This window comes from Aeromonas sp. HMWF016 (assembly GCF_963878195.1).
Classification (GTDB): Bacteria; Pseudomonadota; Gammaproteobacteria; order Enterobacterales; family Aeromonadaceae; genus Aeromonas; species Aeromonas lacus.
The window spans coordinates 1-14,813 of record NZ_CAWNWX010000037.1 but is presented as its reverse complement, the minus strand read 5'-3'; the positions used below and the strand labels follow the sequence as shown (position 1 = coordinate 14,813).

15 protein-coding genes are annotated in these 14,813 nt (G+C 58.8%); 2 read left to right on the top strand and 13 right to left on the bottom strand.

Features of this window, described 5'->3' with window-relative positions:
• Positions 1 to 306 precede the first annotated feature (306 nt).
• From cgtA to rplU, 3 genes are all read right to left on the bottom strand, one after another.
• On the bottom strand, positions 307 to 1,509 hold the full coding sequence (gene cgtA / locus AACS24_RS05255) for an Obg family GTPase CgtA (RefSeq protein WP_108572580.1): 1,203 nt from the start codon (positions 1,507 to 1,509) through the stop codon (positions 307 to 309).
• 190 nt (positions 1,510 to 1,699) lie between these two features.
• Positions 1,700 to 1,957 carry a 50S ribosomal protein L27 gene (gene rpmA / locus AACS24_RS05250; protein ID WP_005304202.1) on the bottom strand — a complete coding sequence of 86 codons (258 nt, stop codon included), beginning with the start codon at positions 1,955 to 1,957 and terminating at the stop codon, positions 1,700 to 1,702.
• A 17-nt stretch (positions 1,958 to 1,974) separates the two neighbouring features.
• The gene (gene rplU, locus AACS24_RS05245) at positions 1,975 to 2,286 is read right to left on the bottom strand and encodes a 50S ribosomal protein L21 (protein ID WP_005304210.1); all 312 of its coding nucleotides are present in this window, start codon (positions 2,284 to 2,286) and stop codon (positions 1,975 to 1,977) included.
• A 242-nt stretch (positions 2,287 to 2,528) separates the two neighbouring features.
• On the opposite strand from rplU, the gene ispB reads away from it, so the two are divergent.
• Positions 2,529 to 3,500: an octaprenyl diphosphate synthase gene (gene ispB / locus AACS24_RS05240; protein ID WP_108572579.1), complete on the top strand. Its 972-nt coding sequence runs from the start codon at positions 2,529 to 2,531 to the stop codon at positions 3,498 to 3,500.
• 63 nt (positions 3,501 to 3,563) lie between these two features.
• Here the strand turns inward: ispB and AACS24_RS05235 are convergent, their stop codons facing one another.
• From AACS24_RS05235 to AACS24_RS05190, 10 genes are all read right to left on the bottom strand, one after another.
• Positions 3,564 to 3,755 carry a DUF2065 domain-containing protein gene (locus AACS24_RS05235; RefSeq protein WP_108572578.1) on the bottom strand — a complete coding sequence of 64 codons (192 nt, stop codon included), beginning with the start codon at positions 3,753 to 3,755 and terminating at the stop codon, positions 3,564 to 3,566.
• A 97-nt stretch (positions 3,756 to 3,852) separates the two neighbouring features.
• Positions 3,853 to 4,737, bottom strand: coding sequence for a protease modulator HflC (hflC, locus tag AACS24_RS05230; RefSeq protein ID WP_033114891.1), 885 nt, complete (start codon positions 4,735 to 4,737; stop codon positions 3,853 to 3,855).
• A 3-nt stretch (positions 4,738 to 4,740) separates the two neighbouring features.
• The gene (hflK, locus tag AACS24_RS05225) at positions 4,741 to 5,889 is read right to left on the bottom strand and encodes an FtsH protease activity modulator HflK (RefSeq protein WP_108572577.1); all 1,149 of its coding nucleotides are present in this window, start codon (positions 5,887 to 5,889) and stop codon (positions 4,741 to 4,743) included.
• 92 nt (positions 5,890 to 5,981) lie between these two features.
• Complete coding sequence (gene hflX / locus AACS24_RS05220; protein ID WP_033114893.1) at positions 5,982 to 7,268, bottom strand: ribosome rescue GTPase HflX; 1,287 nt, start codon at positions 7,266 to 7,268, stop codon at positions 5,982 to 5,984.
• Between the two features lie 63 nt (positions 7,269 to 7,331).
• Positions 7,332 to 7,595, bottom strand: coding sequence for an RNA chaperone Hfq (gene hfq / locus AACS24_RS05215; RefSeq protein ID WP_033114894.1), 264 nt, complete (start codon positions 7,593 to 7,595; stop codon positions 7,332 to 7,334).
• A 73-nt stretch (positions 7,596 to 7,668) separates the two neighbouring features.
• Complete coding sequence (gene miaA / locus AACS24_RS05210) at positions 7,669 to 8,598, bottom strand: tRNA (adenosine(37)-N6)-dimethylallyltransferase MiaA (RefSeq protein ID WP_181364319.1); 930 nt, start codon at positions 8,596 to 8,598, stop codon at positions 7,669 to 7,671.
• Positions 8,588 to 10,459: a DNA mismatch repair endonuclease MutL gene (mutL, locus tag AACS24_RS05205; RefSeq protein WP_108572576.1), complete on the bottom strand. Its 1,872-nt coding sequence runs from the start codon at positions 10,457 to 10,459 to the stop codon at positions 8,588 to 8,590. Before mutL ends, miaA begins: the two co-directional genes overlap by 11 nt.
• A gap of 17 nt (positions 10,460 to 10,476) precedes the next feature.
• Positions 10,477 to 12,030 carry an N-acetylmuramoyl-L-alanine amidase gene (locus AACS24_RS05200; protein ID WP_108572575.1) on the bottom strand — a complete coding sequence of 518 codons (1,554 nt, stop codon included), beginning with the start codon at positions 12,028 to 12,030 and terminating at the stop codon, positions 10,477 to 10,479.
• Positions 12,021 to 12,494 carry a tRNA (adenosine(37)-N6)-threonylcarbamoyltransferase complex ATPase subunit type 1 TsaE gene (gene tsaE, locus AACS24_RS05195; protein WP_041210423.1) on the bottom strand — a complete coding sequence of 158 codons (474 nt, stop codon included), beginning with the start codon at positions 12,492 to 12,494 and terminating at the stop codon, positions 12,021 to 12,023. Before tsaE ends, AACS24_RS05200 begins: the two co-directional genes overlap by 10 nt.
• A gap of 11 nt (positions 12,495 to 12,505) precedes the next feature.
• Positions 12,506 to 14,017, bottom strand: a complete 1,512-nt coding sequence (locus AACS24_RS05190; RefSeq protein ID WP_108572574.1) for an NAD(P)H-hydrate dehydratase — start codon at positions 14,015 to 14,017, stop codon at positions 12,506 to 12,508.
• Between the two features lie 60 nt (positions 14,018 to 14,077).
• Between AACS24_RS05190 and queG the strand changes: the two genes are divergently transcribed.
• On the top strand, positions 14,078 to 14,813 hold a 736-nt coding region (gene queG / locus AACS24_RS05185), incomplete at its 3' end, for a tRNA epoxyqueuosine(34) reductase QueG (RefSeq protein WP_108572573.1).

The window sequence follows — 14,813 nt, the reverse complement described above, 5'->3', positions numbered from 1 at the left end:
ACATAATCTACTGCCCTGACATAGCTAAAACTTATGCCGGATAATGCGCATATTCATGCACACCCAGCCAAACGGGGCGCAAGAATATCCCAATAGAATGGATTAAAAAAGCATTTTCAGATTAATTAACGAATAAATACCCAAATAAAACCGGTACGAACGGGTAAACAGGCAGATAAAAGAATATTAATTCACTAAACACGCTGTCCCCCCAAGCTAATCAGGTACAGACAACGGAGACCAAGCGCCAACCATAAAAAAACCGGAGCCTCTGCAGGCTCCGGTTTTTGGCAAAGAACAACGAAATCAATCGCGGACGTAGATCACTTCCACGCCATCATCATCTTCGTCATCCCAGTCATCATCATCGAGATTCTCGTCGAAGGCCATGGAGGCGGCCAGCGCTTCCGCTTCGGCTTTGGCCAGCTGGTTCTTGTGGTAGTCATCCCACTTGAACTCCACTTTCTCGATCGCCTCTTTGGCATCCTGCTCCAGTTGGCGGGGCATGGTATCCAGCAGATCCAGAATGTCGTAGCAGACCTTCTTGGTGCCTTCCTTGCTGATGGCAGTGATGGCGTAGACCGGCCCTTCGTGGTTGAGGGCGGCTTTCACGCGATCCATCACTTCCTGAGCCTCTTCTTCCAGGATCAGGTCCATCTTGTTGAACACCAGCCAGCGCGGCTTGCCCGCCAGCTCGGGGCTGTACTTCTCCAGCTCACGCACGATGGTCACGGCATTTTCGGCCGGATCGGAACCATCAACCGGGCAGATATCCACCAGATGGATCAATACGCGGCAGCGCTCGAGGTGTTTGAGGAAGCGAATACCCAGGCCGGCGCCTTCGGCTGCGCCTTCGATCAGACCCGGGATATCTGCGATCACGAAGGAGCGGGAGTTCTCGCCACGTACTACGCCCAAGTTCGGCACCAGGGTAGTAAAGGGATAGTCAGCCACTTTCGGACGAGCGGCAGAGACGGCGCGGATAAAGGTGGACTTGCCGGCATTCGGCAGACCCAGCATACCGACGTCGGCCAGCAGCAGCAGCTCCAGCTTCAGGGTACGCACTTCACCTGGAGTACCGTTGCTCTTCTGGCGCGGCGCCCGGTTGACCGAGCTCTTGAAGCGGGTGTTGCCAAGACCGTGGAAGCCGCCTTTGGCGACCAGCAGCTTCTGCTCGTGGTGAGTCAGGTCACCCAGCAGTTCGCCGGTATCTTCGTCGGTCGCACGGGTACCGACCGGCACACGCAGGATCTTGTCCTTGCCGCGACGACCGGTACAGTTGGCGCTCTGACCATTCTCGCCACGTTCGGCGGCATGGAAGCGCTCAAAACGGTAGTCGATCAGGGTGTTGAGGTTCTCGTCGGCAACCAGATACACGTCGCCACCGTCACCACCATCACCGCCATCCGGACCACCGTTGGGAATATATTTTTCACGGCGAAAGCTTACACAACCGTTACCACCGTCACCGGCATCGACTCGAATCTGGACTTCATCAACAAACTTCATAGGTAACCGTCACCTTAATTCGAAAAACCGATACGCAATTATAGTGGTACAGACCCCTGCGGGCGATACGCATCTTGCCTCACCGAGCCATCTCTGCACCCGGGTCATCTGCGTTCCGTTTTTTCGTCATCATTTCGGAAAAACAAAAGCCCCGCCTGTTGGCGGGGCTTCGGATCCTTGCGGTCCGTAATTACTCAGCAACGATGCTAACGTACTTACGATTCAGCGGACCTTTAACTTCGAACTGCACCTTGCCGTTCGCGGTAGCGAACAGGGTGTGGTCCTTGCCCAGACCAACGTTCTCACCAGCGTGGAACTTGGTGCCGCGCTGACGAACGATGATGCTGCCAGCCAGAACTGTTTCGCCGCCGAAGCGCTTCACGCCCAGGCGTTTGGCTTCAGAATCGCGACCGTTGCGGGATGAACCGCCAGCTTTTTTGTGTGCCATCTATCGGACTCCTCTAATTAAGCGCTGATGCCAGTGATTTTGACTTCAGTGAACCACTGACGGTGGCCCGCTTGCTTACGGTGGTGCTTACGACGACGGAACTTGACGATAGTCACTTTCTCGCCACGGCCGTGAGCCACAACTTCAGCTACAACCTTGCCACCTTCAACGAAAGGAGCACCTACTTTAAAAGTGTCGCCTGCAGCAACCATCAGAACTTCGTTGAAGTCGATGGTAGCGCCAGTCTCAACGTTCAGCTTTTCCAGACGAACGATTTGACCTTCGGCCACACGGTGTTGTTTTCCGCCGCTTTGGAATACCGCGTACATTTGATTAACTCCGTAAAGGCATGTCTTTTGCTCAAGGCAGACATGCACAAAAACCTATAACAATGGGCGGGCATTCTACGCAAATCGATCTGCTCAGGCAAGGCCATTTTCGCAAAAAGTTTATTTTGTGCGCATATCTGCCGCCGTGGATAAACGCTTAACTGTAACCCATTGTGAAATCGTGTAGAATCCCCAGCATTACTAAAAATCGCAGTTATTGCTGCTGTCACGTTACGAGACTTATGGACCAACAGACTATCCGTGCGCTCTGTGCCGCCGACATGACGGCGGTCAATGAACTGATCCTGGCCCGACTCCAGTCCGACGTTAGTCTGATCAATCAGCTGGGTTTCTATATTGTCAGTGCTGGCGGCAAGCGGATGCGCCCCATGCTGACTGTGATGGCCGCTCGCGCCTTGGGCTACGAAGGTGAGGATCACCTGAAACTGGCCGCCATTATCGAATTTATCCACACCTCCACCCTGCTGCATGATGACGTGGTCGATGAATCCGACCTGCGCCGCGGCCGCGAAACAGCCAACGCCCTGTTCGGCAATGCCGCAAGCGTTCTGGTGGGTGACTACCTTTACAGCCGCTCCTTCCAGATGATGGCCGAGCTCTCCAACCTGCGGGTGATGGAGATCCTCTCCGATGCCACCAACACCATAGCCGAAGGGGAAGTGCTGCAGTTGATGAACTGCAACGACCCGGATACCACCGAACAGAGCTACATGACGGTCATCTACTGCAAGACCGCCAAGCTGTTTGAAGCCGCAACCCGCCTCGCCGCCGTGCTGACCCATCAGCCCGAGCCCGTCGAGCAGGCGATGACCGACTACGGCAAGTATCTGGGGACCGCGTTCCAGATCATCGACGACGTGATGGACTACTGTTCCCAAAGCGAAGAGATGGGCAAGAACGTCGGCGACGATCTGGCCGAAGGCAAACCGACCCTGCCGCTGCTGCGTGCCATGGAAGTGGGCTCGCCCGAAGAGCGTCAGCTGGTGCGCGATGCCATCGAGCACCGCAACGGCATGGAACACCTCGACCAGATCCTAGCCATTCTCGATCGTACCGGCGCGCTGGAGTACTCCCGCATGCGTGCTCGGGAAGAGGCTGACAAGGCGATTGCCGCCCTCGCCATGCTGCCGGACTCCCGGCACAAGCAGGCACTGGAAACACTGGCCCACATGGCCGTGCAGCGCAGCGCCTGATCCCGTCACTGCTTCCATAAACAACAAGAGGCCCCATGGGCCTCTTGTTGTTTATGGCGTTTGCTACCAGCGGCTCACCATCCAGAGGATCACTGCGCCCGCCACCACCAGCGAACCGCCGATACGGCGCAACTGTTCTGGTGGCTGATCGCTCAGCAGCCGCAACATCTGCTGCCACCCTCTTGGCATCAGCAATGGCCCGAGCCCTTCAAACAACAATAACAGGCCAATCCCTGTCAGTATGGATGTCATCATTGTGCCCTTCTCCCGTCAAAAACCACCTCATCCGATGGTTTGGCAGACAAATAAAAGGGCCTGACAATGCAGGCCCTTGGCAAGACAACTCCGGCGATTACTGCTTGGTGCCGTGAGGAGACTTGAGATAGCGGAAGAACTCGCTGTCCGGCTTGATCACCATCAGCTCGTTGCCACCGGTGAAGCTCTTGCGATAGGCCTCCATACTGCGCACGAAGCTGAAAAACTCGGGGTCTTTCTTGTAGCTTTCGGCGTAGATCTTGGCCGCTTCGGCATCACCTTCACCGCGCAACTGACGCGCGTTACTCTCGGCATCCGCCAGCATGACGGTTACCTTGCGGTCGATATCGGCACGCAGGATTTCGGCCTTCTCGCGACCCTGTGAACGATGCTCACGGGCCACCGCAGTACGCTCAGCACGCATCCGCTGATAGATGGAGTTGGAGACCTCCACCGGCAGGTTGATCTGCTTGATCCGCACATCTACCACCTTGATGCCGAGCTCGGAGGAGCGCGCCATCTTCTTCAGGGCATCTTCCATCACGGTACTGCGCTCACCGGAGACGATGTCCTTGATGGTGCGATTACCGATCTCGGAGCGCAGACCGTTGTTGATCTTGCGCTTGAGCAGATCCTCGGCCTGCAGCTTGTTGCCACCACCGGTTGCCAGGTAGTACTTGGAGAAGTCCTCGATCTTCCACTTCACGTAGGAGTCGATGATCAGGTCTTTCTTCTCGGAAGTGACGAAACGGTCGGCCTGGCTGTCGATGGTCTGGATACGGGCATCCATCTTGCGAACCTGATCGATGAGCGGCACCTTGAAGTGCAGACCCGGCTCATAGAGACGGGGCTCACCGGAATCAACCCGCTTCACCTTGCCAAACTGCACCACGATCCCCTTCTGACCTTCATCAACGATAAAGACAGAGGAGAAGCAGACCATGGCAGCCACAGCGATTGCACCAATAGCTAGCTTTTTCATCTATCAGTTTCTCCCTGAGCTGAAGCGGTCACCGCTACGCAGCGGCATCGGAGTGGAGTTGGCACCCTCGTTGGAAACAGGCGCAGGCTCTGCTACCGGCACAGTCACAGGACGAGCCTGCTGAGCAGCTGACGGCTTGCCAGTCAGCTTGTCGAGCGGCAGATAGATCATGCTGTTGTTGCCAGCCGGCATATCAACAATGACCTTGTTGGCCTGCTGATAGAGCTCTTCCATGGTTTCCAGGTAGATACGGTTGCGAGTCAGCTCGGGCGCAGCCTGATACTGGGGCAGCAGCTCGTTGAAACGGGCCACTTCACCCTGTGCTTTCAGCACGATCTGGGACTTGTACGCTTCGGCTTCCTGCTCCAGACGCTTCACCTGACCACGGGCCTTGGGCTCCACTTCACGGGCATAGGCTTCCGCTTCACGGATGAAACGCTGCTCATCTTCCTGAGCGGAGATGGCATCATCGAACGCATCCTTCACCTCTTCCGGCGGACGCGCCGGCAGGAAGTTGACGTCGACGATCTGCAGACCCATCTGGTAAGGCTCGATGATGCCATCGATCACCTGCCAGGTCTCCTGACGCACTTTCTCACGACCTGTGGTCAGCACGTCATCCATCTTGGTGTGGCCAACCACGTAACGCAGGGCGCTATCGGTGGCCTGACTCAGACTCTCGTCGGCATTGGTCACGCTGAACAGGTACTGCTCCGGATTGACGACACGATACTGCACGTCCATCTCGACCCGTACCACGTTCTCGTCCTGGGTCAGCATGAAGCCGGACGCAGGCAGGGAACGCACGGACTCAACGTCCACCGGGATCACCTGATCGATGAAAGTCGGCTTCCAGCGCAGGCCTGGCTCGACGATATGGGAAAACTTGCCAAAGCGCAGCACCGCGCCACGCTCGGCTTCACGAATGGTATAGAGGCCGCTCACGACCCATACCACCACGGCGACAACCAGCGCGATGGAGATACCAAAGCGGCCCACATCGCCGCCAGATTTGCCACTGCCAAACAGGCCGCCAAAGCGACGACTCATCTTGCGCAGCATCTCGTCCAAATCAGGGGGTCCCTGATTCTTGCCGTTATTCCCCCAAGGGTCACGGTCTTTGCCGTTGTTACCAGGCTCATTCCAAGCCATCAGCGTCTCCATTAATACATGCAGATGGATATCATCTCTATCGGGTCACTGCTCGTTGACGAAACCGCTAGGCGGTTATCCTCATCAACGGATCAATGCCTGATAAAGCGTTGTAAATTCTCACCTTCCTGTTTCACGAGGCGGTTCCAGTCAGCCAGTTGCAGGCGGACTTCCAGCACAAAATCCCCCTCCTCGCTAAAGCCTTCCTGCTCGATCCCTTTCAACTGATAGAGCGCACTGCGCAATCTCGCAGCAGAAGGCGGCAGTTGCAGGGTGTGGTGCACCATGGAGCCGGCCAGCAATTCGGTCAGCGCCGCAAACAGATACTCACACCCCTCGCCGGTCTGGGCAGACAGCCAGACCCGCACCGGACGACCTTCATCATCCCGCTCCAGACCCGCCGGACGATCGGCCAGCTTGTCGATCTTGTTGCAGATCATCAGCTGGGGACGGTCATCCGCCTCGATTTCAGCCAGCACCTGTTGCACGGAGTCGATATTCTCCTGCATCTGCTCATCGGCACAATCCACCACATGGAGCAACAGGTCCGCTTCACGGGTCTCCTGCAGGGTCGCCTTGAAGGCCGCGACCAGATCATGGGGCAAGTGTCGAATAAATCCAACCGTGTCGGCCAAAATCACATCACCCACATCCCGGATCACCAGTTTACGCAGCGTCGGATCAAGAGTTGCGAACAACTGGTCGGCAGCATACACGCTGGCAGCTGTAAGTTGGTTGAACAAAGTGGACTTTCCGGCGTTTGTGTAACCAACCAGAGAAACTGTCGGTACTTCATTGCGGTTGCGGGCACGTCGCCCCTGCTCCCGCTGTTTTGCCACCTTGTCGAGCCTGCGCAAAATCGCCTTGATGCGCTCGCGCAACAGGCGTCGGTCGGTTTCAAGCTGGGTTTCACCCGGGCCACGCAAGCCGATCCCGCCTTTTTGACGTTCAAGGTGGGTCCAGCCTCGCACCAGACGGGTAGAAAGATGGCGCAACTGGGCCAGTTCGACCTGCAGTTTACCTTCATGGGTACGGGCGCGCTGGGCGAAGATATCGAGGATCAGACCGGTGCGATCCACTACCCGGCACTGGAACAGACGCTCCAGGTTACGCTCCTGGGCAGGGGTCAGGGCATGGTTGAAGATGACGACGTCGGCATCCAGCATCTGGACTTGATACGCAATCTCTTCAGCCTTGCCACTGCCGACAAAATACTTGGCGCTGGGCGCATTGCGGCTGGTAGTGATGACTCCCAGTGCATTGACGCCAGCCGAGCTCACCAGCATTTTGAGCTCTTCCAGATCCTCCCGCTCACCCTCATCACTGAAGTTGACGTGCACCAGAACGGCCTGTTCGCCAGCTTCATAACGGTCAAACAAGCGCTTGCTCCTTAACAGGTTTCATGATGAATCTGAGTTGGCGAGTCGACTCACCCCGGGATATCACGCCTCGGCATCACCCTGCTCATCACCGGCGCCACCGGCAGCCTGCTGATGATGGTTGACGGCACGGGCCGGAACCACGGTAGAGATGGCGTGCTTGTAGACCATCTGACTCACGGTGTTCTTCAGCAGAATGACAAACTGGTCGAAGGATTCGATTTGACCTTGCAGTTTGATGCCGTTCACCAAATAGATAGAAACAGGAATCCGCTCACGGCGCAGCGCATTCAAAAACGGGTCTTGGAGAGATTGCCCCTTAGCCATTTTTCTTTTCCTTATAGTTTGTTGTTTTTAAACACCGGATATTCAATATAACAACCTGATTATACAGGGAGTGTCAAGCCGCACCAGCGCGAGCAAGCACGCGGGCGAGGTTGTCAGACTCACCGGATTCCAGCCAGGTCACATCGGCCCAACCGCGCAACCAGGTCATCTGCCGTTTTGCCAACTGGCGAGTGGCAACAATGCCACGATAACGCATCTCATCATACTCTATCTCGCCGTTCAGGTAGTCCCACATTTGGCGATAACCTACACAGCGAATGGAGGGGAGATCCGGGGTCAGATCGCCACGAGCCATCAAAGCCTGCACCTCCTGCTCGAAATCCCCCTGCAACATCTTGTCGAAACGCTGTTCGATGCGTTGATGCAGCACGGCGCGATCGCTCGGGGCGATGGCAAACTGCTGTACCCGATAGGGCAGCCCCTCCCCCTGCACCTGGGTCAGCTCGGTGAGGGTCTTGCCGCTGATGCGGTAAACCTCGAGCGCCCGGCTGAGCCGCTGCGGGTCATTGGGATGAATACGCGCCCCGGCGACCGGATCGATACGCACCAGCTCATCGTGCAGCGCCTGCCAGCCAAGACGGGCAGCTTCCTCTTCTATTCCGGCCCGAATAACAGGGTCGGCAGAAGGGAGCGGAGAAAGCCCTTCCAGCAACGCCTTGAAATAGAGCATGGTACCGCCCACCAGCAGCGGAATGCGGCCGCGGTCGGCGATCTCTTTCATCTCCCGCAGGGCATCCTTGCAAAAATCGGCTGCCGAATAGCTCATGGCGGGATCGAGGATATCGATCAGCCGGTGCGGGGCTAGTGCCAGTTCATCGGCGGTCGGCTTGGCCGTACCTATATCCATGCCGCGATAGATCAGCGCCGAATCGACGCTGATGATGTCGCAGGGCAACACCTGACACAGTTCAATGGCGAGATCCGTCTTGCCGGAGGCCGTCGGCCCCATCAAAAAAATTGCGGTCGGCAAGTCACTCGCCATGTTCAAACTCCTCAAGCACAGCCGCCAGCGAGAGCGGGCGGACCATGCGAATATCTGCCAGTTGGTCACTGAAATCGGCCACAAGTTCCGTCAGCAAACGACTGGCAGTTGAAAAATCGTATATTTTTTCGCGGCTTATCCCCTGCTCCACCAGCCATTGGCATAATACTTCAGCCAGCTGGCCAGCATCACTGTCAGATCCGCCCTCGATAATTTGCAGCAATTCGGGTAACAGGCGCACCAAATCGGTCTGACGCAGCAGAGCAGGTACCCGCGTCAGGATCATGGTGTCACGCCCCCCGCTTTTCAACTCCAGTCCCATCCGTTTCAGCAGCCTCTCCTGCTCTTCTACCAGCGAACTCAAGTTCTTCGGCAGCTTGAAGGAGACAGGCAACAGCAGCGGCTGAGCCGCCAGCCCCTGGCCCCAGGTCTCCAGCAGCCAGTGGCGCAGCAGCAGACGCTCGGCCCGTACCAGCGAGAGCAGCGCCAGCTGACCATCCCGCTCGAACAGCAGATAGGCCTGTTCCACCAGAGTGAGTGCCCGGCACCCTCCCTGTTTGGGGGCAGCCTGGATGGCAACCCCCGGCTCGGAGGCTGAAGCGGTTGTGGCAACGGGCAGTGTGGTAAGCAATGCCCCCATGCCACGCATCGCCTCCCGGCTCGGCGGCTCGGGTGGTTGATAATTACTGGCCCGGCCTGCACTACCGCCGCCCCCTTCCCGCACCTGTGCAGGCGCCCGATAGCTGTGTTCGGCGCCATACCACTCGGTACGCGGTGCCTGACCGGGATATTCGATCTGCGGGCTGACCGGCAGCTCGACAAGCGTCTCGGCCAGCGGCTGCTCTTGCTCATTGACGGCGTGGCCTTCGCGGCGCAAGGCGGTAAAGAGTGCCTGAAAGATAAAGTCGTGGATCAGCCGCGCCTGATGGAAGCGCACCTCATGCTTGGCAGGGTGAACGTTGACATCCACCTGACGGGGATCCAGCTCGATATAGAGCACATAGGCTGCAAAGCGGTCGGCGGGCAGCAGCTCGTCATAGGCCTGACGGATGGCGTGATTGATGAGCTTGTCGCGCATCATCCGGCCATTGACATAGGTGTATTGCAGATCGCTCTGCGGTCTGGCGCCCTCGGGGGTCGCCAGCCAGCCCCACAACCGCACGTCGCTGTGTTCGCTCTCGACAGCCAGCGCATGGTGCATGAAGGGGGTACCGCAGACGGCAGCAAGACGCCGCTCCTGCTCAGGCACAGTATTGGCAGCCTTGTACTGGCGCACCACCTTGCCGTTGTGGCGCAGGATCAGGGTGACATCGAAGCGGGAGAGCGCGATGCGGCGCACCAGCTCGTCGATATGGGCAAACTCGGTCTTTTCGCTGCGCATGAACTTGCGCCGCGCCGGGGTATTGAAGAAGAGATCCACTACCTCCACCGTGGTGCCCACCGGATGGGCCGCCGGTTTGACGGTGACGCTCATCTCGCGCCCTTCGGCCTGCGCCTGCCAGGCTTCGGCCTGCTCGGCGGTGCGGGAGGTGAAGGTGAGACGGGAGACCGAGCTGATGGAAGCGAGCGCCTCGCCACGAAAGCCCAGGCTGTTGATCCCCTCCAGATCATCGAGGGTCGCCACCTTGGAGGTGGCGTGGCGCGACAACGCCAGCACCAGCTCATCTTTGGCAACGCCACAGCCATTATCACGGATACGGATCAGCTTGGCGCCACCCTTGTCGATATCGATTTCGACCCGGTCGGCGCCCGCATCCAGACTGTTTTCCACCAACTCCTTAACCACGGAGGAGGGCCGCTCCACCACCTCTCCGGCGGCAATCTGGTTGGCCAGAATAGGTGGCAAAATACGGATCGGCATCGCTTGCTCCCGCTCAGTTATTGCTTGGGAATATAGAGCACCTGCCCTATCTGAATTTCCCGTGACTTGAGTTTGTTGATCTCCGCCAGTCTCGCCTGACTCACGCCGTACTTCTCAGCCAGGCGCGAGAGGCTCTGACCGCGCGTGACCACGTGGCGGATCATCTGCGACTTCTCGTTCTCCTGCACGCTGGTGACCGGGGCGCCAGTCTCTTTGGCCGCCTCGGAGTAAGGTTTGATTACCCCGGCACCGGAAGAGCTGCCAGAAGCGCTTCCACTGTCGCGCACCGTCGCCGGCATCCGGTTGGTCACAACCGGCTGGGGCTGCACTGGAGCCGGCTTGCTCGCAACCTGCTTGGCTGGCGCAGGTTTGCTGGCAGCCACCTGTTTGTGAGTCGCAGCCGGGGCGCTGGCGACCCCCTTGCCGGTGAGCATGGCCCCCTTGGTCGGGTGAGCACGGTAGTAGTTGCGGATACCTTCGAAAATGGCGCGAGCCAGCTGATCCTGATAGCTGGCGGTAGCCAGCAACTGCTCTTCCGCATGGTTGGAGATAAAGCCGGTCTCAACCAGCACAGAGGGAATGTCAGGGGCTTTCAGCACCGCCAGACTGGCGTGCTCCGGCGCTCTCTTGTGCAGCCGTGCCACCTTGCCAAGCGAACGCAGGATCTGGCGGCTGACGTCATAACCCTCGGCACGGGACTTGTCCATCGAGAGGTCGAGGAAAGTCTGCGCCAGATAGGGGTTGGGATCCGATTCGGCCAACACCTTGCCGACACCGCCCAGCAGCTCACCCTGCTTCTCCTGCTTCTCCAGCCAGCTGCCCATCTCGCGGTTGGCACGGTTGGTCGAGAGTACCCAGACCGAGGCGCCACGCGGGGTGGAGTTGTGGAAGCTGTCCGCGTGCACCGACACCAGCAGGTCGGCCTTGGCCTTGCGCGCAATCTCGGAACGCTTGTTGAGATCGACGAAATAGTCGCTGCGGCGGGTCAGCACGGCGCGCATGCCCGGCTCACGGTCGATCAGTGCCGCCAGTTTCTGGGAGACCGCCAGGGTCACCCGCTTCTCATAGGTGCGGCGCGGGCCGATGGAGCCCGGGTCTTCACCGCCGTGGCCCGGGTCGATGGCAATCACCACCCCCTTGCCCTTGCCGCCAACCGGCGTGGACTGCACCGCGGCGGCCGAGCGCTTCTCTTCATAGGGAAGGTCGATCACCAAACGGTGACCATAGGGGCCGGCAGGCGCCAGCGGAAAGACCACCGGCTTGATGGCGGAGCTGAGATCGAGCACCAGACGTAGCCCCCCCTTCTCCAGCGGCGAACTTTCACGAATTTTACGCACCAGTTCGCTGCTGTTCTCGACTCGGGCCAGATTGGTGGCGTTGCTCGCCCCTTTCATGTCGATCACCAGCCGATCGGGGCCAGTCAGGGTGAAATAGTTGAAATCGGGGGCGCTGCTCATGTCGAGCACCACCCGGGTGTTATCAGGTGATGGCCAAATCCGCACGCTCTTGAGCTGATTAGCCCAAGAGGGTAACGCCATCAGAGAGAGAGCAATAGCAAGGATCAAACGCACGTGGATGACAACCGTTCCAGAATAGCTTCGCCAGTAGCAGAGCGAGCCTCAATCAGAGCTTCGCGCTGCTCGCCTACATAAGTGAGGGTGATCTCGAGATCAGGCGCGGGCAACCAGCCTTCACCCTTCTCCGACCACTCCACCAGACAGAGGGTATTGGCGGCAAAATAGTCGCGAATTCCCATGAATTCCAGCTCTTCCGGATCGGCCAGACGATAGAGATCGAAGTGGTAAACCTGCCACCCCTCCAGCTCGTAGGGTTCAACCAGGGTATAAGTCGGACTTTTCACCTTGCCCTGATGGCCAAGCCCCTGCACCCAGCCACGAGTCAGGGTTGTTTTGCCAGCCCCGAGCGTCCCGTGCAAAAACACGGTCGTCGCCTGCTGGCAAGCCTTTGCCAGACGGCCTCCCAGAGCCACTGTTGCTGCCTCGTCCGGCAGTGTCATCATCAACTGTTTTGCCATGTTCTTCTTTTTTAACTTGTTATGGTGTCGGGATTAACCAGCTTGCGGATAAAGGGCAGCAGATCTGATGCCAGCATGCCACGCTCTCCGTCAGCAGCAGCCAGATCGGCTGCCTCGCCGTGGATCACGGCCCCCAGCCAGGTTGCCAGGGTGGCAGACCAACCCTGAGCCAAAAGGGCGGCGATTATACCAGATAACAGATCGCCCATGCCGCCACTTGCCATGCCGGGATTGCCTTCATTGCACAAGGCAAGCCGCTCGCCATCATAGATGAGAGTCCCCGCCCCCTTGAGCAGCACCACTCCACCGTAACGTTGTTGTAGCGCCCGCACGGCGGCAAACCGGTCTGCTTCAATCTCGGCAATGGAACACCCCAGCAGCCGCGCCGCTTCGCCAGGGTGCGGAGTGAGCACCCAATTATCCTGATGGCGGGGAGATTGCGCCAGCCAATTCAACCCGTCGGCATCCAAAACCAGCGGCAATTGCCCAGTAAGGTGGCGGGCAAACTGCTGTCTGCCCCACTCCCCCTGACCCAGACCGGGGCCAATGACCCGAACCGAGGCCCAACCGTTATCATCTTCTCCCTGCAGGCTCATCAATTCAGGCTGATAGAGGCTGACCGGCGGCAACGCCGGGTGCTGGCTGACTCGCACCAGACCGGCGCCTGCCCTCAGACAGGCCCGGGCGGCCAGCACAATGGCCCCCTGCATGCCGCACTCCCCGCCCACCAGCAACACCTTGCCGTGAGAACCCTTGTGCGAGGAGCGCTGACGCGGGGTCAGCAAGGATTGCAGCACCGGATAATCGAGCCGCCATGCTGCGGGGGGAATCTCCTCATCAGACATGACACCAAGCGGGTCACAATCGAGCTGACCGGTCACATCGACCCCGTCAGCGGTGAGCAGCCCCTGCTTGATACCGATAAAGGTAAGAGTTCGGGTCGCCCGCACGGCAGCCCCCATGATCCGGCCGGTATCGCCGTTGAGGCCAGAAGGAAGATCGACCGCCAGCACAGGTGCAGCCAACTCATTGATTGTTGCGACGATCTTTGTCAGTAACGGAGCGAGGGGTGTACTGACACCGGTGCCAAGCAGGGCATCGACAACCAGATCGGGAGGAGGAAATAGCGCCTGATCGAACTGCTCTGCCAGCCAGACCTCACCCCCAGCCGCCAGCCAACTGCCGGCGGCGATCCTGGCATCCCCTTTCAGCTGGTCGGGAGAGCGGGCGGCGATCACCACCGGCTCAAGACCGCGCTCACGGGCAAGGCGGGCCAGCACATAGCCATCGCCGCCATTGTTGCCGGGGCCGACAAAAATCCACCAGCAGTTGCTTGCTGGCCAGTGGCTGCTGGCATAGGTGCAAAGCGCCAGCCCTGCCCGCTCCATCAGCGCATAAAGGGATTGCCCCTCACGCTCGGCCCAGCGCCGCTCCCGCGAGCGGATCTGTTCAGTCGACCACAGCCCCTGTGATAGACTGCTTCCCACTTTTTTGCACCAAGCGTCCCCGATGACCTCTACCATGATGGCTCCCGATCTGCTCTCTTTCGCTCCAAGTGCTCAAGTGCCGGGATGCCATGCAGCATGACAACACCTGATTTCAACCAGCTGGCTCAAGATATCAAGCTCTGGGCGAGCGAGCTAGGATTTGACCAGGTTGGCATCACCGATACGGATCTGCGGGCCGAAGAGCCGAAATTGCAGGCCTGGCTGGACGCCGGTTATCACGGCAGCATGGATTACATGGCGCGTCACGGCATGATGCGCGCTCGCCCCCATGAGCTGCTGCCGGGCACCTTGCGGGTCATCTCGGTGCGAATGAACTACCTCCCCTTCGAGGCGGGCTTTGCCGCCACCCTGCGCGACCCGACTCTCGGCTATATCAGCCGCTATGCCCTCGGCCGCGACTACCACAAGGTGCTGCGCAATCGCCTCAAACAGCTGGGTGACCAAATCGAAGCGCGATGCGCCGAGCTGTTTCAAGGCACGTCTGACACCCTTGGTGAGTGGCGCCCCTTTGTCGACTCCGCTCCCGTGCTGGAGCGGCCGTTGGCTGCCAAAGCGGGCCTCGGCTGGGTTGGCAAACACTCACTGCTGCTCAATGAGTCAGCCGGTTCCTTCTTCTTTTTGGGGGAGCTGCTGGTAAGCCTGCCACTCCCCATCGATGCGCCGGTGGAAAAAGAGCAGTGCGGCAAGTGTGTCGCCTGCATCAACATCTGTCCCACCGGCGCCATTGTCGCTCCCTATGTGGTGGATGGTCGCCGCTGCATCTCCTATCTCACCATCGAGAACGACGGCCCTATTCCGGAAGAGTTCAGGC